The organism is Thalassobacillus pellis (assembly GCF_016908295.1).
Lineage (GTDB): Bacteria > Bacillota > Bacilli > Bacillales > Halobacillaceae > Thalassobacillus > Thalassobacillus pellis.
This window is the reverse complement of record NZ_JAFBDO010000002.1, coordinates 569,394-588,615: the sequence shown is the minus strand read 5'-3', so window position 1 is coordinate 588,615 and position 19,222 is coordinate 569,394. Positions and strand designations below refer to the sequence as shown.

The 19,222-nt window shown below is 43.9% G+C and carries 17 protein-coding genes; all 17 read left to right on the top strand.

Features of this window, described 5'->3' with window-relative positions; translation table 11 throughout:
- Window positions 1–46: 46 nt before the first annotated feature.
- The 17 genes from bshC to ftsA all read left to right on the top strand — a co-directional run bounded on the left by bshC (window position 47) and on the right by ftsA (window position 19,211).
- Complete coding sequence (gene bshC / locus JOC33_RS08725; protein WP_205092104.1) at window positions 47–1,672, top strand: bacillithiol biosynthesis cysteine-adding enzyme BshC; 1,626 nt, start codon at window positions 47–49, stop codon at window positions 1,670–1,672.
- Window positions 1,673–1,969: 297 nt separating this feature from the next.
- Window positions 1,970–2,401, top strand: coding sequence for a division/cell wall cluster transcriptional repressor MraZ (mraZ, locus tag JOC33_RS08720; RefSeq protein WP_205092475.1), 432 nt, complete (start codon window positions 1,970–1,972; stop codon window positions 2,399–2,401).
- Between the two features lie 26 nt (window positions 2,402–2,427).
- Window positions 2,428–3,408, top strand: a complete 981-nt coding sequence (gene rsmH, locus JOC33_RS08715) for a 16S rRNA (cytosine(1402)-N(4))-methyltransferase RsmH (protein ID WP_205092103.1) — start codon at window positions 2,428–2,430, stop codon at window positions 3,406–3,408.
- Window positions 3,405–3,767: a cell division protein FtsL gene (ftsL, locus tag JOC33_RS08710; protein WP_205092102.1), complete on the top strand. Its 363-nt coding sequence runs from the start codon at window positions 3,405–3,407 to the stop codon at window positions 3,765–3,767. Before rsmH ends, ftsL begins: the two co-directional genes overlap by 4 nt.
- A 23-nt stretch (window positions 3,768–3,790) precedes the next feature.
- Window positions 3,791–6,043 carry a penicillin-binding protein gene (locus JOC33_RS08705; RefSeq protein ID WP_205092101.1) on the top strand — a complete coding sequence of 751 codons (2,253 nt, stop codon included), beginning with the start codon at window positions 3,791–3,793 and terminating at the stop codon, window positions 6,041–6,043.
- A 94-nt stretch (window positions 6,044–6,137) separates the two neighbouring features.
- Window positions 6,138–8,060 carry a stage V sporulation protein D gene (locus tag JOC33_RS08700; protein ID WP_205092100.1) on the top strand — a complete coding sequence of 641 codons (1,923 nt, stop codon included), beginning with the start codon at window positions 6,138–6,140 and terminating at the stop codon, window positions 8,058–8,060.
- A gap of 201 nt (window positions 8,061–8,261) precedes the next feature.
- Window positions 8,262–9,734, top strand: coding sequence for a UDP-N-acetylmuramoyl-L-alanyl-D-glutamate--2,6-diaminopimelate ligase (locus tag JOC33_RS08695; RefSeq protein WP_205092099.1), 1,473 nt, complete (start codon window positions 8,262–8,264; stop codon window positions 9,732–9,734).
- Window positions 9,734–11,095, top strand: coding sequence for a UDP-N-acetylmuramoyl-tripeptide--D-alanyl-D-alanine ligase (locus JOC33_RS08690; RefSeq protein WP_205092098.1), 1,362 nt, complete (start codon window positions 9,734–9,736; stop codon window positions 11,093–11,095). The genes JOC33_RS08695 and JOC33_RS08690 overlap by 1 nt, the downstream gene beginning before the upstream one ends.
- A gap of 34 nt (window positions 11,096–11,129) precedes the next feature.
- Window positions 11,130–12,116, top strand: a complete 987-nt coding sequence (gene mraY, locus JOC33_RS08685) for a phospho-N-acetylmuramoyl-pentapeptide-transferase (RefSeq protein ID WP_205092097.1) — start codon at window positions 11,130–11,132, stop codon at window positions 12,114–12,116.
- Entirely contained in the window at window positions 12,113–13,462 is a 1,350-nt protein-coding gene (gene murD / locus JOC33_RS08680; RefSeq protein WP_205092096.1) for a UDP-N-acetylmuramoyl-L-alanine--D-glutamate ligase, read from the top strand. Before mraY ends, murD begins: the two co-directional genes overlap by 4 nt.
- 84 nt (window positions 13,463–13,546) lie before the next feature.
- The gene (gene spoVE, locus JOC33_RS08675; RefSeq protein WP_205092474.1) at window positions 13,547–14,629 is read left to right on the top strand and encodes a stage V sporulation protein E; all 1,083 of its coding nucleotides are present in this window, start codon (window positions 13,547–13,549) and stop codon (window positions 14,627–14,629) included.
- Between the two features lie 395 nt (window positions 14,630–15,024).
- Entirely contained in the window at window positions 15,025–15,159 is a 135-nt protein-coding gene (locus tag JOC33_RS20530) for a hypothetical protein (RefSeq protein WP_275576977.1), read from the top strand.
- The gene (locus tag JOC33_RS08670; RefSeq protein WP_205092095.1) at window positions 15,131–15,943 is read left to right on the top strand and encodes a cell division protein FtsQ/DivIB; all 813 of its coding nucleotides are present in this window, start codon (window positions 15,131–15,133) and stop codon (window positions 15,941–15,943) included. The genes JOC33_RS20530 and JOC33_RS08670 overlap by 29 nt, the downstream gene beginning before the upstream one ends.
- On the top strand, window positions 15,927–16,628 hold the full coding sequence (locus tag JOC33_RS08665) for a DUF881 domain-containing protein (RefSeq protein WP_205092094.1): 702 nt from the start codon (window positions 15,927–15,929) through the stop codon (window positions 16,626–16,628). The genes JOC33_RS08670 and JOC33_RS08665 overlap by 17 nt, the downstream gene beginning before the upstream one ends.
- Before the next feature lie 5 nt (window positions 16,629–16,633).
- Window positions 16,634–17,359 carry a DUF881 domain-containing protein gene (locus JOC33_RS08660; protein ID WP_205092093.1) on the top strand — a complete coding sequence of 242 codons (726 nt, stop codon included), beginning with the start codon at window positions 16,634–16,636 and terminating at the stop codon, window positions 17,357–17,359.
- On the top strand, window positions 17,359–17,727 hold the full coding sequence (locus JOC33_RS08655) for a small basic family protein (protein WP_205092092.1): 369 nt from the start codon (window positions 17,359–17,361) through the stop codon (window positions 17,725–17,727). The genes JOC33_RS08660 and JOC33_RS08655 overlap by 1 nt, the downstream gene beginning before the upstream one ends.
- 185 nt (window positions 17,728–17,912) lie before the next feature.
- Window positions 17,913–19,211 (top strand): cell division protein FtsA, encoded by a 1,299-nt coding sequence (gene ftsA / locus JOC33_RS08650; RefSeq protein WP_205092091.1) that lies wholly within the window; start codon window positions 17,913–17,915, stop codon window positions 19,209–19,211.
- Window positions 19,212–19,222: the final 11 nt, after the last annotated feature.

Sequence of the window (19,222 nt, the reverse complement as noted above, 5' to 3'; positions counted from 1 at the left end):
ATACATATAATAGTCGATGCCAGAAAAGAAAGGGAGATATTCACCGATGCGAATTGATCCGATCAATATATCCACTAAAGTACCATTCATGAAAGATTATTTATATAATTACCACAAGGTAGCACATAAATTTGATTATAACCCTTTTCGGGAAGAGGAATATGCAAAGAGGCTGGATGATCTACAATCACGTACGTTTGACAGGGACGGACTTGCTGATGTTCTTGAACATATGAATAGGGAATGGGAAGCACCAGAGAGGACAATGGAAAATATCAATGCCTTAAGGGACCCTGAAAGTGTTGTTGTCATTGGCGGACAGCAGGCTGGTTTGTTGACAGGTCCCTTATATTCTGTTCATAAACTTATTTCTATTATCCAATTTGCAGTACAGGCAAAACAGAAGCACGGGGTAAATGTTGTTCCCGTCTTCTGGATAGCCGGAGAGGATCATGATTTTGATGAAATCAATCATGTTTTCCTTCCACAGGGGAAACGGATGAAAAAATTCCAGGTTGGTCAATACCCAGATGGGAAGCCATCTGTCAGTGATTTGGAACTGGATCGAGTTGCTGTAAGGAAGTGGATAGACAGATTGTTTCATGAGCTTGAAGAAACAGCATATACCAATGCTATTCAGAATAAGCTTCATTCTATCCTTCAACATTCGCAAAGTTACGTTGATTTCTTCTCGCGACTGATTTTTGAGCTGTTTGAGGATTCCGGTGTCGTGCTGGTAGATTCCCATCACCCGGCATTACGTAAGCTGGAAAGTTCTCATTTTCAGATGTTGATTGAAAATCAGCCACAGATTGCAAAGGGTGTTTATGGGGCACTGCAGGAAAATTACCGGGAAGGTTACGCAACACCATTGGAATGCACCCTGGATGATGCCCACTTGTTCTATCATCATCAAGGAGAGCGAATCCTCCTTTCGCGAGACGAAGATGGTAAGTTCTATGGAAAGCAATACGAGGTCGAGTTGACGCAAGAAGAACTGGAGAGTATAGCGTATGAACATCCGGAACAACTCAGCAACAATGTTATTACCAGGCCTTTGATGCAGGAATTGCTCTTTCCGTCACTTGCCTTTATAGGAGGGCCGGGGGAAGTCCGTTACTGGTCTGTTTTGAAACCGGCATTTGAGGCAGCAGGAATTCATATGCCTCCAGTGGTTCCTAGAATTTCCTATACACTCATCGACCGCAAGACAGCCAAATACATGGATCATTTTGAACTAGGTTACAAAGACGTGATTGAATCAGGCGCAGCCAGGGCAAGGATGTTTTGGCTTAATGCCCAAAGTCATCCACCACTCGAAGAAATTACCGATCAAGTGAAACTTGATATCGAACGTATTCACGAACCGCTTCGTCATAAGGCAAAGGCCGTTCGGAATGATTTAGGCGATCTGGCAGAAAAAAACTTATTCCATCTGATGCGTGAAGTGGAATTTCTGGAAAAAAGAGTAGCAAGAGCACTCGAGGAAAAGCATGAACGTGAACTGGTGAAGTTTGATTACATTGACATCCACCTGCACCCGGAAGGTGGGCTGCAAGAACGAACCTGGGGCATTCTTCCATGGGCCAATACCCATGGCTTGGATGTGTTTAAGCGGATATCCGAAAAAAAGGCAGATGGCATCTGCGGTCATTATGGGGTCTGGCTTTAATAAACCTCCACTATCCACCACCAATATTACTCAACTGTAAATAAACAATGGTGTTATAATGGTGTAGTTTCTTTACAGTCCCAGTATAAAAGCGTTAAAGGATAGCCGTGTTACCGATACGTAACAAGTTTTCGTAAAAGAGATAACCTCCTATACAAACGCTACTGCACCAGTAAAAATATTTTTAAATCCTGCTCAGCCGAGCAGGATTTTTTTGATTGTGGGCGAATAATATGATTAATGTGGAGGAAAGTGGGGGAATGTGGTACACTGGATGAAGAAAGTGGGGTACACTCTATGTTCATGGGCGAATTTCAGCACAACATTGATATGAAGGGCCGAATCATCGTTCCTGCAAAATTCAGAGAGGGACTCGGTGACACATTTGTGCTGACCCGAGGACTTGATCAGTGTTTGTTTGCCTACCCCAAACAAGAGTGGCAGCAGCTGGAAGAGAAGCTGAAGAAACTCCCACTTACGAAGAAGGATGCCCGTGCCTTCACACGTTTTTTCTTTTCTGGAGCCGTAGAATGCGAAGTGGACAAGCAGGGAAGAGTCAATATTGCCCAGCCCCTCAGAAACTATGCCAAGCTTGAGAAAGAATGTGTTGTAATCGGTGTTTCCAACCGGATCGAATTCTGGGCGAAGGATAAATGGGAAGACTATTTTGAAGAATCTGAAGAATCCTTCGCTGAAATTGCAGAAAACATGATGGATTTTGATATTTGATGATTTGAAAAGAAGCGGGTGAGTAAATGTTTGAACATTTTAGTGTGCTGAAAGAGGAAACTGTTAAGGGTTTGAATATTAAAGCCGATGGTACATATATAGACTGTACACTTGGCGGGGGTGGCCACTCGGAAGAAATTTGCAGGATGCTAGGCGAGGGTGGAAGATTAATCGCTTTTGACCAGGATCAGGCTGCGCTCGCTGCTGCAAAAGAGAGACTTGCCCCTTATGAAGATAAAATCACTTTTGTCCATGCTAATTTCCAAGAGTTAGAGGATCGGCTGCATGAGCTTCGTGTCGAACGCATTGACGGTATTTTGTTTGATTTAGGTGTATCCAGTCCACAGCTTGACGTGAAAGAGCGTGGATTCAGCTATCAGCACGATGCCCCGCTTGATATGCGTATGAATCAACAGTCTGATTTGTCCGCATATCAAGTGGTAAACGAATGGAAATATGAAGAGCTTGTCAGGATATTTTTCAAGTATGGAGAAGAAAAATTTTCAAAGCAGATAGCTAGGAAAATAGAAGCCAGACGGGAAGAAAAACCGATTGAAACAACTTACGAGCTCGTTGACATCATTAAAGATGCGATTCCCGCACCAGCCAGGCGTAAAGGGGGACACCCGGGGAAACGTATCTTCCAGGCAATCCGAATAGCTGTAAATGATGAGCTGGGAGTCTTCCAGGATGCGTTGGATCAGGCGGCAAGAATAGTCTCCATAGGAGGCAGGGTGGCCGTCATTACTTTCCATTCCCTTGAAGACAGAATCTGTAAGCAGGCATTCAAGAAGTGGAGCAAAAGCCCACCATTGCCGAAAAACATTCCCGTGATCCCTGAGGAAAAACAACCGCCGTTTAAACTGGTGACACGCAAGCCGATTATAGCAGGGGAAGAAGAACTGGATGATAACCGGAGATCGCGTTCAGCGAAACTGAGAATTGTAGAAAAAGTTACCTATTGGAAAGAAGAATTTCAATTTGGAGAAGGGTGGAAGAGCAAATGAACGCAGAGCAGATAAAACACGTAAGACAACCGGAACGTGAACAAAAATCACAAGTAAAAGTGAAAGTACATAAAAAAAGGTGGATATCACGAGGAGAAAAGGCGCTTTACAGCATTATGAGCGGTATTGTCATTGTATCCGCTGTGTTTGTTGTCCAGTTCTCAGCTACAACCGATGCCTTGAACCGTGATGTACAGAAGTTGGAGCACCAGGTGCAAGCACAAAAAACGGAGAACCAGAACCTGCAATACCAGGTAAAGGAATTAAGTAATCCTGATCGTATTTTAAAAATCGCCAAAGAGAATGGGTTGAAAATCCAAAACGCCAAGGTTAAACAAGCAGCAACGATTGGAAACTAACTAGAGATTGTGGTGATTATTTTATGAGAAAGAGCAGAAATACTCACCGGATGGCAAAGGTATGGATGATGCTGTTCATCTTGATGTTCATGACGGTGATGGGGCGTTTTCTATACATCGAAACCACTGGTGAAGTACAGGGTGTCGACCTTAACGAATACGCAGCGGAGAAGCGGACGAGCTCTTATCAGCTAGATGCAAACCGGGGTCGGATTCTTGACCAGAATGGCATGGTACTCGCTTATGACAGACCTACTTACCGTTTATATGCTATCGTCGACCCCGCTTATTCCGAAAACATGGAGGAGCCAATGCATGTATCCGATCCCGGTAAAACGGCGGAAATGCTGGCTCCTTTCTTGGATATGCCAGAGGAAAAAATCGAAGCGACACTCGAGGAAGGAATCGAGGATGAAAGGTTCCAGGTGGAATTCGGAGCAGCAGGGCGGGATTTATCCCAACAGACAATGGAAAAAATAAAAAAACAGGATATTCCCGGAATTAATTTCAAGGAAGAATCAAAGCGCTACTATCCAAATGGGAAGTTTGCCTCCCATATTCTTGGATTTGCCAGAAACAAAGACGGGAAAATGACAGGGGTTACTGGTATCGAGAAACAAATGCAGGAATACCTGCATGGTGAGCCAGGAAGAATTTCCTACCAGCGGGATAAATATGGAACAGAGCTGCTTAACCCGAACGAAGTTATCAAACAGCCTGATGATGGAGAAAATGTCGTCTTGACACTTGACCAGAAAATCCAGACATTTTTAGAAGATGCCATGACCCAGGTCAACAAACAGTACAAACCAGAAAAAATCATGGCTGCAGTCATGGATCCTGATACTGGGGAAATATTGGCTTTAAGCAATCGTCCCAGCTACAATCCGAATGATATTGAAGACGTGGATAACTGGTACAATGATGTGATTTCTTATCCGATTGAACCGGGATCCACCATGAAGATTTTTACATGGGCAGCTGCCATGGAAGCCGGTGTCTATAACGGTAAGGAAAAATTCATGTCCGGGAGTTATGAATATCTGGAAGGGGAGCGGCCAATCCGCGACCATAACCGTGAAGGCTGGGGGAAAATCACCTATGACCAGGGGCTTCGGGTATCCTCTAACGTAGCTGCTGCTAAATTGGTAAAAGAAAAACTTGGCCCAGAAACTTTCCTGAAATATCTCAAGGATTTTGGTTTCGGGCAGAAAACCGGAATTGATTTACCCGGGGAGAAGAAGGGAAAAATCCTTTATAATTACTTAAGTGAAAAGCTGACCACATCTTATGGACAAGGTACAACCGCAACACCAATTCAGCTGATGACGGCAGCAACTGCCATCGCAAATAAAGGCAAAATGATGAGGCCCTATGTGCTCTCCTCTATTGTAGACAGCGAAAGCGGAGAAGTTATCAAGAAAAAAGAGCCGGAACAGATCGGCAAACCGGTTTCAGCAGAAACAGCTAAGAAGGTCCGTGATCTGCTTGGGACAGTTATTACAGGTGAGGAAGCAACGGGCGGAATATATGAGTTGGACGATTATTCTTTGGCAGGTAAAACAGGTACTTCCCAGATTCCAGACCCGGAAACTGGGGGATATATGACTGGGAAAGGGAATTACATTTATTCGTTTATGGGCATGGCTCCTAAGGAAGACCCAGAACTGTTAATTTATGTGGCAGTTAAACAGCCGGAACTTGCTCCAACTGAATATGGGGCGGAGCCTTCAGCCTATATTGTGAAGACGGTGCTGGAAAATAGCCTGCACTATCTTGACATCCAGCCAGATCAGGAAAAAGATGTCGATGTGAATAGTACTGAACTGGAAGATGTAACAGGCGAGGATCCAAAGCAGGCTAAAGAAAAGCTTTCCAAACAGCATCAACGCATTACAGTCATCGGTGATGGGGAAGAGGTAGTCCGTATGTTCCCGAAGCCGGGAAGTAAGACACTTCCGACACAAAGAATTTACCTGGTGACTGACCAGCCTAAAATGCCTGATATTACAGGTTGGTCTGTGCGGGACGTTTTCAATCTTGCTGATCTGTTCAACCTGAAAGTCGAGCAGATGGGCAACGGCTATGTAACGAAACAAAGCATCAAGCCGGGGGCGAAGCTGAAAGAAGATAGTTATCTGGTGGTAGAGTTCCAGCCGCCAGGACAACAAGAAAAGAATAAAGAATCCGGAGCCGAGGGGAGCGAAGGTGCAGAAGAAGGCGCCGAACCATCCGAAGGCACCGGACAAGGTGGCGAAGACGCTTCTGGTGCCTGAGAAGCCTTGCCTCTATCGAACAAGCAGTGTTCTAATCGTTTTTGGACTGACATATAGTGATACAAGCTAAGTCTCTGCATAAAGGAGCGAAAAGATGAAGCGAGTATCATTAGTAACAGTCCGTAAACGGTTAGTCGCTGTTTTTCTTTTGTCAGCAATCATTTTCAGCATTATTATTATAAGATTAGGATATGTCCAATTCTTCCTTAGTGACTTCCTCGTAGCCGATGCTGAGGAATCCTGGAGCAGGGATATCATCTTCGAGCCAGAGAGAGGAAAAATCCTTGATACTACCGGAGAGGTATTGGTGGGGAATGTATCTGCCCCCTCTGTCATGGTTGTACCAAGACAGGTGAAAAAGCCGAAAGAGGTTGCGAGACATCTGGCCGAAATATTGGATATGCCGCTTGAAAAATCCTATACTCATGTAACCAAGAATGCTTCGATTGAACGTATCTTTCCGGAAGGTATCAAAATTTCCGTAGAACAGGCGAAAAAGATCCAAAGCTTGCGTATGGATGGGGTCTATATAGCACAGGACTCGAAGCGCTATTATCCCAATGGTGCGTTTCTTTCTCATGTTTTAGGTTTTACGGGGATCGACAGCCAGGGTCTGATGGGGTTGGAGGCTTTTTATGATGAAAGGTTAAGTGGAGATCCTGGTTATCTATCCTTTTATTCAGATGCCAAAGGAAAACGTATGCCGGATAAAGCCGATGTCTACGAACCTCCGGAGGATGGGATGGATCTGCAGTTGACGATAGATCATCGTGTCCAGACGATTATCGAGAGGGAGCTTGATATTGCTGTTTCTAAATACGAACCCGATGGAGCAATAGCCATAGCATTGTATCCGGATACCGGCGAGGTGGCAGGAATGGCTTCCAGACCTAATTTTCACCCGGAAAATTACCAGAAGGTCGATCAGTCCGTTTATAACAGAAATCTTCCTGTATGGAGCACCTATGAACCTGGTTCAACGTTTAAAATCATCACACTTGCCGCTGCTTTAGAGGAAGGACTTGTTGACTTGCATGATGACCATTTCCACGATTCGGGCTCTGTAAAAGTAGGCGGAGCTACATTAAGGTGCTGGAAAAGAGGAGGACATGGCAGCCAGACTTACCTGGAAGTTGTCCAGAATTCCTGCAACCCGGGTTTTGTCAATCTCGGCGAACGTTTAGGAAAAGAAAAATTATTCGGATACATTGAAGATTTCGGATTCGGGCAAAAAACAGGAATAGATTTGCAAGGAGAAGGGAAAGGGATATTGTTCAAGCCTGAGAATGTCGGTCCTGTGGAACTTGCCACGACCGCTTTCGGCCAAGGTGTTTCTGTTACGCCGATACAACAGGTCATGGCCGTTGCGGCAGCCGTAAATGGCGGTTACCTCTACGAACCTTATATCCAGAAGGGATGGCTTGACCCAGTCACTGGGGAGGTTGTTGAGCAAAATGAACCGAACCTTAAACGGCGCATCATTTCAGAAGAAACGTCTAAGCAAGTCAGGCAGGCGCTGGAAAGCGTGGTAGCTAAAGGCACGGGACGTGGGGCATATGTGGAAGGCTACCGGGTCGGGGGAAAAACCGGTACGGCACAGAAGGTAGGAAAAGACGGAAAATACATGAGTGATAATCACATTGTCTCCTTTATCGGATTTGCCCCTGCTGACGATCCGGAGCTAGTCGTTTACCTCGCTATTGATAACCCTAAAAACACAGTTCAGTTCGGTGGAGTGGTAGCCGCACCAATCGTCGGAAATATCATGGGCGACAGTCTGCGTGCAATGGGAGTAAAGCCACGTGAAAATGGCCTGGAAAAGAAATACGCATGGCCTGAACAACCGCTTGTCAAAGTTCCTGATATGGTTGGGATGTCGAAGGAGAAACTGCAAACTTATCTAGTCGATCTTGAATTGGAGGTTAGCGGGTCCGGAGATAAAATAATTCAGCAGGCGCCAGCTCCTGGAGTGAAAGTAGAAATGGGATCAACTGTCCGCATTTATTTGGGAGAATAAACTAATGTATGAGGATAAAGTTCTTTTGTGTCTTTTCAGGTGATGATGGAATCATGAAGAGGGATCTTTTATAAAATGGTTTTAAGAGCAGGAAGGTAAATCTTTGACAGGAAGGAAAAAATAATTTATATTCTTGCATCGTTACGGTGAACAACTTTTGCTATAATAGATAAGAATGTGTCCATAGATAGGATGAACAGAATGAAGCTAAAAAAATTGATGACACATGTCCCTTTTTATCAAGGGAGTAAAGACATCGAAAACTTGGAAGTGACAGGCATAAGTATGGATTCACGTTCAGTGAAAAAAGGTGATTTATTCATCTGCCAGCCAGGGGAACAATTTGATGGCCACGACTTCGCTGAGGAGGCAATCCGTAAAGGGGCTTCTGCTATCGTTGCTGAAAAGAGCCTTGATGTGTCTGTACCAGTAATAATCGTTCCCGACTCCAGTCGGGCGATGGCTGCGGTGGCAACTGTTTTTTATGGATACCCGACTCAGGATTTGCGTGTTATCGGCATTACCGGCACAAATGGTAAAACCTCCGTCAGTTATTTACTGGAAGCGATTTTTAATAAACACAAACAGCGTACCGGTTTGATTGGTACTATCAAAATGAAAATCGGCAATAAGGAGTTTGAAGTCAAAAACACTACGCCAGATTCCTTGTTCCTTCAAAAAAGTTTCCATGATATGAAATCAGCCCAAGTAGATACGGTGATCATGGAAGTATCTTCCCATGCCCTTGATATAGGGCGGGTTCACGGAACAGACATGGACGTAGCTGTGTTTACGAATCTCTCCCAGGATCACCTGGATTACCATGAGAGCATGGAAGATTACTTCCATGCCAAATCTTTGCTGTTTTCCCAGTTAGGAAACAACTTTATTCCGGGTAAGAAAAAATTTGCAGTAATCAATGAGGATGACCCGGTTGCTGACAGGTTAATAAGAAGTGCCGCTCAACCGGTCATTACATATGGAATTGAACAGGAAGCTGATGTAACAGCGAATAGGATTGACCTTCATGCAAAAGGGACGTCGTTTTGGCTGGAAACACCCAATGGGAAGTTATTTGTAAACAGCAAGCTGATGGGAAAATTCAATGTATATAACATGCTTGCCGCCTCAGCTTCAGCGATTGTCTCTGGAGTAGAGTTATCCACCATAAAAGCGGCATTGGAGGAAACAACAGGTGTAAGAGGGCGGTTTGAGCCTTTGCTTGCCGGGCAGCCGTTTGGTGTTGTCATCGATTATGCCCATACGCCAGATTCTTTAAAAAATGTCCTTACGACCATGAGGGAGTTTTGCAAAGGAAAGATCAGGACGGTGGTGGGCTGTGGTGGGGACCGTGACCGCACAAAACGTCCTTTAATGGCTGATGTGGCAATGGAATACAGTGATTTTCAGATATTCACATCAGATAATCCCAGGACAGAACCTCCTGAACAGATTCTGGATGACATGGTAGGCCATTTGTCTGGTGGTTTTGAACGGATTGTAGATCGGAAAGACGCGATTCAGACAGCCCTAAAGAAATCCCTGCCTGGAGATATGGTTCTGATTGCCGGAAAAGGACATGAAACATACCAGGAAGTCAATGGGAAACGGTTTGAATTTGATGATCGCAAAGTAGCGGAAGAATTTTTAACAAGGTTAAAGGGGAGTAAGTAATGCTTTTTGCAGTTAATGAACTAAATGATATATTTTCCATTTCTCAAGGGGCGAGCCATGAGGAAATCACCATTCATTCCGTCATGACCGATTCCCGTAAAGAAATGAAACAGAGCATATTTGTCCCGGTTGTCGGTGAGAAATTTGATGCTCATCAATTTATGAAACAGGCAATTGAAAATGGTGCCGTCGCAGCTTTATGGCAATCGGACCGGGAACTGCCTAAATATGTGCCGACAGATTTTCCAGTATTTTTTGTTGAAGATACCACCAAAGCATTGCAAGTTATGGCGAAGTATTATCTGGGGAAAGTGGACCCGGTTGTCATCGGCATTACAGGATCGAATGGAAAGACAACAACGAAAGACCTTGTTTCTTCCGTAGTTGGCACTAGATACCGTACGCATAAGACAGCAGGAAACTTCAATAATCACATTGGTCTTCCTTTGACAATTTTTGAAATGCCTATGGAAACAGAGGCAGCCGTGCTTGAAATGGGAATGAGCCAATATGGTGAAATTGAGGTATTAAGCAATTTGGCAAGACCAGATTATGCGATCATTACAAATATCGGTGAATCACATATTGAATTTTTGGGAAGCAGGGAAGGCATTGCCAAAGCAAAGCTTGAAATCAAAGCCGGATTGAAAAAGCAAGGCGGGTTGATTTTCGATGGGGATGAACCGCTGCTGGAAGCAGAAAAGGATTATCCGGGAAATTGGCCGTGCGGCATGGGCGAAGATAACCGGGTGGTCATTAAAGACATCGAGATATCTGACGAATCGGGGAGGTTCACCATTGATGGTGAATCGTATGAAGTTCCAATACCTGGAAAGCATAATATAAAAAACGCAAGCTTTGCTATTGCCTTAGCGCGCTTGCTAAATATTCCTAAAGACCGGATTCAAGAGGGATTAGATGATATACAGGTAAGTGGAATGAGATTTGAACGGATCGAAGGGAAAAATGGCTCCCTGATCATTAACGATGCTTATAATGCTTCACCGACGTCTATGAGAGCAACAATCGAAATTATCAAGAACATGAAGAGTAAACAGAAGAAGGTATTAGTGCTCGGTGATGTCTATGAACTAGGGGAACTTTCCAAAGAAATGCACCGAAGTGTTGCTGATGCGATTGACGAACACATCCATGCTGTCTATACCTGTGGGGAGGATGCTGAGGAAATCAGTAAAGCAGTTGCTTCCAGGAACCCATCCGTAACCACCGGGCATTACACGGATAAGCATAAGCTGCAGGAAGTCCTTGTAAATGAACTTGACAACGATACTGTTGTGCTATTGAAAGCATCACGTGGTGTCAAACTGGAAACACTTATCGAGCATTTGACAGAAGCTTAATGGACGGGAATGTGCAGCAAAGGAGGAGTAATCAATGAACGACTACGTTTTATTTATAACTATGGCAATCGCTTTTCTAATCACCGTCCTTATCTCGCCTGTATTCATTCCTTTTCTTCGCAGATTGAAGTTTGGACAGAGCATTCGGGAAGAAGGGCCACAAAGCCACCAAAAGAAATCAGGCACTCCTACTATGGGTGGCCTGATGGTTTTATTTTCCGTGAGTATCACGACATTGATTGTCGCATCGAAATTCAATCCTGATCCAATGACTTTTGAGGTGTTTTTGCTATTATTCGTTTTAATCGGATATGGATTGATTGGATTTTTGGACGATTTCATCAAAGTAGTGATGAAACGCAATCTCGGTCTTACCTCTAAACAAAAGATGCTTGCACAGTTGATCATCGCTATTGTTGTATATATTATTTTACGCCAGCATGGCTTCCCGACTTACGTGGATATTCCGCTGACAGATATCAGGTTTGATCTTGGAATTGGGTATGCTGTTTTGATTCTGGTCATGCTCGTAGGGGCGTCTAATGCTGTTAACCTGACAGACGGACTTGATGGCCTTCTGGCTGGAACAGCTGCAGTCGCATTCGGTGCATTTGCCATTATTGCATGGGAAGGGAATATACAATTTGAAATAGCAGTGTTCGCATTAGCGATTGTCGGTGCACTGCTCGGTTTTCTTGTTTTCAATGCCCATCCTGCCAAAGTGTTCATGGGAGATACAGGGTCTTTGGCTCTTGGTGGTGCAATTGCTATTGTCGCAATTCTTACTAAGCTCGAAATTCTGCTGGTCATCATTGGCGGCGTCTTTGTCATTGAAACATTATCCGTTATCATTCAGGTCATTTCTTTTAAAACAACGGGAAAACGGGTATTTAAAATGAGTCCGCTTCATCATCACTATGAATTAAAAGGATGGTCGGAATGGCGGGTTGTAACTTCCTTCTGGATGCTCGGACTTATTTTTGCTGTTTTGGGAATCTATATTGAGGTGTGGTTAGGTTGAAATTATTAAAGAATTATCCATATAAACAAGTGTTAATTCTCGGATTGGCTAAAAGCGGGACGGCAGCTGCAAGGCTTCTTCTTGATAGTGGGGTTTCTGTCAGGGTCAATGATTGGAATGCAAGTCATGAAGATGAAAATGTCCAAGGACTGAAGGAAGCAGGAGCAGAAGTGGTACTTGGCAGCCACCCTTTATCCGTTTTGGATGGGGTTGAAATAGTCATTAAAAATCCAGGGATCCGTTATGACAACCCGATTGCAGCTGCTGCATCGGAAAGTGGTTTGCCGATAATTACCGAAGTGGAGCTGGCAGGACTTCTCCATGAAGGGCCGATGATTGCCATTACCGGATCAAACGGTAAAACTACCACAACGACTTTAACCTACAATATGCTTGCAAAAAGTAACAGACCAGCCAGGGTAGCTGGCAATATCGGTGAGGTATCCTGTGAGGTAGCAAGAGAAACCTCAGAAGAGGATCGCCTTGTTATTGAGCTGTCATCTTTTCAACTGATGGGCATTGATGAATTTAAACCCTCTGTAGCTGTCCTGTTGAATATATATGAAGCCCATTTGGATTATCATAAAACATTGGAAAATTATCAACAGGCAAAAGCGAACATTTTCAAAAATCAGACTGCTGAGGATCATCTTGTCTACAATGCGGAAAATGAAACGATACAGGCTTTCCTTGATCAGGCGGAAGGAAAGAAAGTTCCATTTTCAACTAAAAGAAAGGTGGAGCATGGCGGCTATTTAGAAGATGGATCTATTTTTTTCCAGGGAGAAAAAATAATCGACCTGGACGAAGTAGTGCTTGTCGGTGAACATAATTTAGAAAATATTCTTGCCGCGGTGTCTGCCGCAAAGCTGACTGGTGCCACCAACGAGGGCATTCGGGAAGTGCTGACAACCTTCAGCGGTGTCGAGCATCGCCTCCAGTTTGTGAAGAATTTGCACGACCGCTTTTTTTATAATGACTCAAAAGCTACAAACATTTTAGCGACATCGAAAGCCCTGGAAGCATTCAGTCAGCCGGTCCATTTACTTGCAGGCGGATTGGATCGTGGGAATGAATTCGATGAGCTCATCCCTTTTCTTGAAAATGTCAAGTCGCTTATTGTCTTTGGGGAAACAGCCGAAAAGTTAACTAAGGCAGGTCACCAGGCGGGTATAAGTACAATTAAACAAGTCGATAATGTGGAACAGGCAGCTAGGAAAGCTTATGAGCTTTCCGATCCGATGGACGTGATTCTTTTGTCCCCGGCGTGTGCCAGCTGGGATCAGTACCGGACTTTTGAAGAAAGAGGTCATAAGTTCGTCCAAGCGGTGCATAAGCTGAAGTAGGGGCTTGTTCCACGCAAAAAGCCCCGTTTCCAAGGTAGTTGGAGGAGGGGTTTTTCGTTGCGCAAAAATAGTAAACCAAAAGCAATGCCGGACATCCTTTTAGTGACGGGGATCTTTTCCTTGCTGATAATTGGAGTCATAATGGTTTACAGCTCTTCAAGCGTCTGGGCTGCTTATAAGTTTGATGATTCATTCTTTTTTGCTAAACGGCAGATACTTTTTGCAGTTGTCGGCATCATTGCTATGTTTGTATTAGCACGCATTCCTTACATGACCTGGCGAAATCATGCCAAAACCATATTGATCATCTGTTTCATTTTTTTGGTAGCTGTACTCATTCCAGGAGTCGGGATGGTCCGGGGTGGTGCCCAGAGCTGGATCGGGGTCGGTGCATTCAGCATTCAGCCTTCTGAGTTCATGAAGCTCGGGCTGATTATGTTCCTGGCAAAATTCCTGTCCGAACGCCAGAAATACATTACTTCATTTCAAAATGGTTTTCTGCCGGCTTTGTCGATTGTTTTGATGGCTTTCGGATTGATTATGCTTCAGCCCGATCTTGGTACAGGAGTGGTCCTTGTAGGTACTTGTATGCTGATGATTTTTGTTTCGGGTGCACGGATTGCGCACTTCATTGGGCTTGGAATGCTTGGACTTGCTGGTTTTGTCAGTTTAATTGCTTCTGCACCTTACCGGATCAAGCGGATAACGGCTTTCTTGAACCCCTGGGAAGATCCACTGGGCAGTGGCTTTCAAATCATTCAGTCCCTTTATGCCATAGGTCCCGGTGGTTTGATGGGGCTGGGACTCGGGCAGAGCCTTCAGAAGTTCTTTTATTTACCTGAACCGCAGACAGACTTCATTTTTGCCATTTTGGCAGAAGAACTTGGATTCATCGGTGGTACTTTTGTCCTGTTATTATTTTTACTAGTTTTATGGCGCGGTATCCGCGTTTCCATCTATGCCCCTGATTTGTATGGCAGTTTGCTTGCCCTGGGTATAGTATCCATGATTTCCATCCAGGTAATGATCAATATCAGTGTAGTAACCGGTTTAATCCCGGTAACAGGTATCACATTGCCATTTTTGAGTTATGGCGGATCTTCTTTGACTCTGACGCTGTGCTCTGTCGGAATCCTGCTCAGTGTAAGCAGATACTCAAAATTATAGACAGTCGATTCTTTAACAAATTTGTGAACGACCTCAATAAGGAACAACACAGCATCGAAGCTATGTAATTGGCCATAGTTTCGATGCTTTTTGTGGTCAAATCATTTTTATGGAAGGATATGGGAGATTCGATACCAGCGTCCATTGTCTGAGCTCTCCTTAAGCTTTGCCGTGGTGGACAAGGCAGTTCAGGATATGCTTATCTTTTACCTTTTAATAAACTGATTTAAAAATTTCTGAAAAAAAGATTTGTATTTTTATAACAATGGTCACAAATTCCCGGTTAACATGATAAAATGAGAAATGGAAACAGGTTTATGGAACTGCTCGCCCGGGAATACTTCAAAGGGTTTTTTCTGATAGGGACGATCCAGGCATGTTTGCAGAATTTTTATATGAGCACATGGTACCTGGCAGGACAAGCCAGTACACTTGATGGTTATGCAGCTAGCATCACACCAGGACTCCAACAGAACACATTATTAAGGGGAAATCACCATTATGGAGAAGAAAAATATTGTATCCATTGAGGATCGCATCCCGAAGCTGAAACAGGCTCGAAAGAAAAAAACCAACAGGCGTCTGATATTTTACCTGACTATTCTGTTCATTCTGATTGCGGCAGTTGTTTATTTGCAATCTCCCCTCAGTCATGTTAGACAGGTCACAGTCTCTGAAAATAAACATGTCGCAACGAAAGTAATCAAGGAAATGAGCCAGATTCCAGATAACCAGAACATCTGGCAGGTTGATAACCGGAAAATCGAACAGAGAGTGGAGGCGCACCCGGAAATAAAAAGTGCCGAGGTGACTCGTAAGCTGCCGAGCACCGTTAATGTCCAGGTGTCCGAGTACAACCGGGTCGGATACGTCAAAGATGAAGGTAACTTTTATCCGATTCTGGAGAATGGCAAGCGCCTGGACTCTTATCAGCTTAATGCAACTAATGGAGACGCCCCGCTGCTGATTGGTTTTACGAAGGCCACTTATTTGGAAGAGATGTCCAAAGAGTTGCTTCAATTACCGAAGAGTATAGCGGCGCTCATTTCCGAAATACATTGGACTCCTACAGATGATAATCCATATCAGATCAAGTTGTATATGAATGATGGGTTCGAAGTACAGGGAACAATCAGGAACTTTTCCAAGAAAATCAGGGCTTATCCCTCCATAGTTGCTCAGTTGGGGCCGGAGGATAAGGGGATCATCCATATCGGTGTAGGAGCTTATTTCGAAGCTTATCCGGATACCAGTGACAAAGATGCAGAACAAGACAAAGAAAAAGAGGATTCCGAGAATGAAGATCAAGGGTAAGCATGTAATCCTTGCCCTGGTCCTGCTTGTATCTGGTTTTCTGATTTCGTATAGTTATGCGCAGACAGACAAAGAACCGGAGCTTGTAAAATTATCCGATCGGAAATGGGAAAAGGAATATTTCTATCGTAAACAATTGTTAGAAATCGAAGAGCTAAACAGACAGCTCCGTGAAAAACTTGAAGAGAAGAGGGAGAAGGTACAGCAGTTTGAAAATAAGCTGGCTGAATCCGAACAGCAGATAGCAGATTTTGTCGAACGGAAAGAAAAGCTTCAGATTCTCACTGGGGAGTTGCCGGTTGAAGGTCCAGGAGTAAAAGTAACCCTTAGTGATGCCGACTACATTCCGGACGAGGAAAATGTCAATAATTATATCGTCCATGAACCACATGTCCATAAAGTGATCAATGAATTAAGGAGTGCAGGGGCAAAAGCCATTGCTATCAATGGCCAGCGTTTTCTGAGCAACAGTTACATCTCGTGTACAGGCCCTGTGATCACTGTGGATGGTACGCAGCATCCGGCGCCGTTCGTCATTTCCGCGATCGGGGATCCTGCAGTTTTGTTTTCAAGTCTATCCCTTACCAATGGCGTCATCGACCAGCTGGTACAGGATAATATTGAAGTTGAGCTGGAGAAGTCTGATACCGTCCTGATGGATGCCAGGCTTTCCAGTGAAGGATGAAAGTAATGAAAAATCAGACAAAGTGGATTATTTCTGTCATTTTCGGGGTTGTCGGTTTTATGATTGCGATTCAATTTCAAACAGCCAATTCAGAGCCGGAGCTCCGTGACACCCGTGACCAATGGGAAATTAGACAGGAGCTTCAAAAACAACAAAAAATACAACAGGAGCTCTTACAAAAGATTTCTAAAACTGATCGTACACTTGAAGATTATAAAGAAACTTCCGACGTGAAGAAGAAAAAGACACTGCAGAATACGATCGAGCAGCTAGAAAAAAAAGCAGGGCTGACCGACCTGGCAGGCAGTGGAATTAAGATAACCCTTGAACCGATATTTCAGGAACTCGAGGATTCAGCAGCAGTATATCCGGCTTTATCCCCGGAGCTTTTGGCTCGGTTGATCAATGAGCTTAACACATATGGGGCAGAGGGGATTGCGATTGAAAATGAGCGGCTTATAAGCTTATCGCCGATTCGGAATGTCAATGGTCAAGTATATGTGAATAACCGGCCATTGAAATCACTTCCCGTCGAGATTTACGTTATTGCTCATAATCCGAAGAAATTGCTGGACTATGTTCAGGCGAGCCCCACGAGGGATTTCTTTGCAATGGAAAGTATCGGGCTTACTGCAGAACTGTCAAGGAGCATCACCCTGCCGAAATACGATGACCCATTGAATCTGGAAGAGATTCGAGTTCATACATCTCAAGAAACAGGTGAAGCATAATGTGGCTGCCAGTCATTTTTCTGATAGTTGGAGTTACCATCGGGCTGCTTACAGATTTCCGTATACCGGATGAATATGCTAATTATTTATCCATTGCTGTTCTGGCTGCATTCGATACCTTATTTGGGGGTATACGTGCCCAATTGGAAAAGAAGTTTGATGATGTTGTATTTCTCACTGGTTTCTTTTCCAACGTCATTCTTGCCGCATTCCTGGCTTTCTTAGGTGTCCAACTGGGAATTGACCTTTACCTTGCGGCGGTGTTTGCTTTCGGGGTACGGATTTTCCAGAACATAGCAATTATCAGACGCTATTTACTCGATGAAAAAATCATTTCCCGTAAACAGAAAAAAATTAGTCAGAAATAAGAGGATTATCCTTTCCTTCTGTGGAAAAACAAACATAGATTGATGTTTTTTACCAGTTGTGTGAGTGAAAAGGACCACACAATATATCAATCTATTTACGAAAGCTGAAATCCGTTGTAATTTCTTCTTATATTCGATAATATTTGAACTATTCATATGCCTTTAGTGCAGGAGGTGCATCGCTTTTGAACCAAAATGAAGTATTAGTAAGTTTAGATATAGGAACCACCCGGACCAAAGTGATCATTGGTGAAGTATTGAATGATTCCTTGAACATCATCGGGGTGGGGACAGCTAAATCAAATGGGATGAAAAAAGGAGCGATCGTTGATATCGACCAGACAGTGCAGTCGATCCGCTCCGCAGTAGAACAAGCAGAACGAATGGTCGATATAAAAATAGACAGGGTAGTTGTCGGTGTTAACGGCAACCATATCCAGTTACAGCCATGTCATGGTGTCGTTGCCGTATCAAGTGAGGATCGTGAAATCGGCAATGAAGATATCAAACGGGTCATCGATGCCGCGCAGGTAGTATCTATACCTCCGGAAAGAGAGATTGTCGATGTCATTCCTAAACAATTTATTGTGGATGGACAAGATGAAATTACAGACCCGCGTGGTATGATTGGTGTCCGACTTGAAATGGAAGGAACCATCATCACTTGTTCCAAAACCGTACTACATAACATTCTGAAGTGTGTAGAAAAAGCTGGGTTACAAGTTCTTGATATTTGTCTACAACCACTTGCAGCAGGTACCGTAGCGCTTTCCGATGATGAGCGGAATCTTGGTGTCGCCTTGATTGATATCGGTGGCGGCAGTACGACGGTTTCCGTATTTGAGGATGGCCACATGAAGGGTACTAGCATGACTTCTTTAGGCGGGGACAATATCACGAAAGATCTGTCGATCGGACTGCGGACATCAACAGAAGAAGCGGAGGAAATTAAACTTGAGCATGGCCATGCTTTTTTTGATGATGCCCGGGAAGAAGAACAGTTTGATGTGACGATTATTGGAAGTAATCGAAAACAAGCATTCAATCAATTGCAAATCTCTGATATGATTGAAGCTAGGCTAGAAGAAATCTATATATTCGCAGCCCAGGAAATTCATCATATGGGAGTTAAGGATCTTCCAGGCGGATTTGTATTGACTGGTGGTACAATGAGCATGCCCGGCGTAATGGAGTTAGCACAGGACATTTTCCATGCCAATGTCAGGCTTGCCATACCGGACTATATCGGCGTGCGGGAACCTCAGTTCACGAGCGGAGTAGGTATCTTGCAATTCGCTTATCGTAATGCGAAAATACAAGGAAAAGAAATTTTTCCTTCTGTATCGATGGACGAATTCACTCCTAGGCCGAAAAAACAAAAAAGAAGCACGAAACAGCAGGAAGTAAGTGAAAGCCAGCCGAAAGAAAAAGAAGAGAAAAAGGAAAAAGGCTTCTCTAATCTGTTGAAGTACTTTTTCGATTAAAACGCGTTTCC

Excerpts from the sequence above, each read along its gene's own strand:
- JOC33_RS08670 (WP_205092095.1), top strand. The coding sequence starts at position 15,131 with ATGGAGAAGAAAAATATTGTATCCATTGAGGATCGCATCCCGAAGCTG.
- JOC33_RS08660 (WP_205092093.1), top strand. The coding sequence starts at position 16,634 with ATGAAAAATCAGACAAAGTGGATTATTTCTGTCATTTTCGGGGTTGTC.
- rsmH (WP_205092103.1), top strand. The coding sequence starts at position 2,428 with ATGTTTGAACATTTTAGTGTGCTGAAAGAGGAAACTGTTAAGGGTTTG.
- JOC33_RS20530 (WP_275576977.1), top strand. The coding sequence starts at position 15,025 with ATGAGCACATGGTACCTGGCAGGACAAGCCAGTACACTTGATGGTTAT.
- ftsL (WP_205092102.1), top strand. The coding sequence starts at position 3,405 with ATGAACGCAGAGCAGATAAAACACGTAAGACAACCGGAACGTGAACAA.
- spoVE (WP_205092474.1), top strand. The coding sequence starts at position 13,547 with ATGCCGGACATCCTTTTAGTGACGGGGATCTTTTCCTTGCTGATAATT.
- JOC33_RS08705 (WP_205092101.1), top strand. The coding sequence starts at position 3,791 with ATGAGAAAGAGCAGAAATACTCACCGGATGGCAAAGGTATGGATGATG.
- JOC33_RS08655 (WP_205092092.1), top strand. The coding sequence starts at position 17,359 with ATGTGGCTGCCAGTCATTTTTCTGATAGTTGGAGTTACCATCGGGCTG.
- JOC33_RS08665 (WP_205092094.1), top strand. The coding sequence starts at position 15,927 with ATGAAGATCAAGGGTAAGCATGTAATCCTTGCCCTGGTCCTGCTTGTA.
- JOC33_RS08695 (WP_205092099.1), top strand. The coding sequence starts at position 8,262 with ATGAAGCTAAAAAAATTGATGACACATGTCCCTTTTTATCAAGGGAGT.
- JOC33_RS08690 (WP_205092098.1), top strand. The coding sequence starts at position 9,734 with ATGCTTTTTGCAGTTAATGAACTAAATGATATATTTTCCATTTCTCAA.
- bshC (WP_205092104.1), top strand. The coding sequence starts at position 47 with ATGCGAATTGATCCGATCAATATATCCACTAAAGTACCATTCATGAAA.
- mraZ (WP_205092475.1), top strand. The coding sequence starts at position 1,970 with ATGTTCATGGGCGAATTTCAGCACAACATTGATATGAAGGGCCGAATC.
- JOC33_RS08700 (WP_205092100.1), top strand. The coding sequence starts at position 6,138 with ATGAAGCGAGTATCATTAGTAACAGTCCGTAAACGGTTAGTCGCTGTT.
- mraY (WP_205092097.1), top strand. The coding sequence starts at position 11,130 with ATGAACGACTACGTTTTATTTATAACTATGGCAATCGCTTTTCTAATC.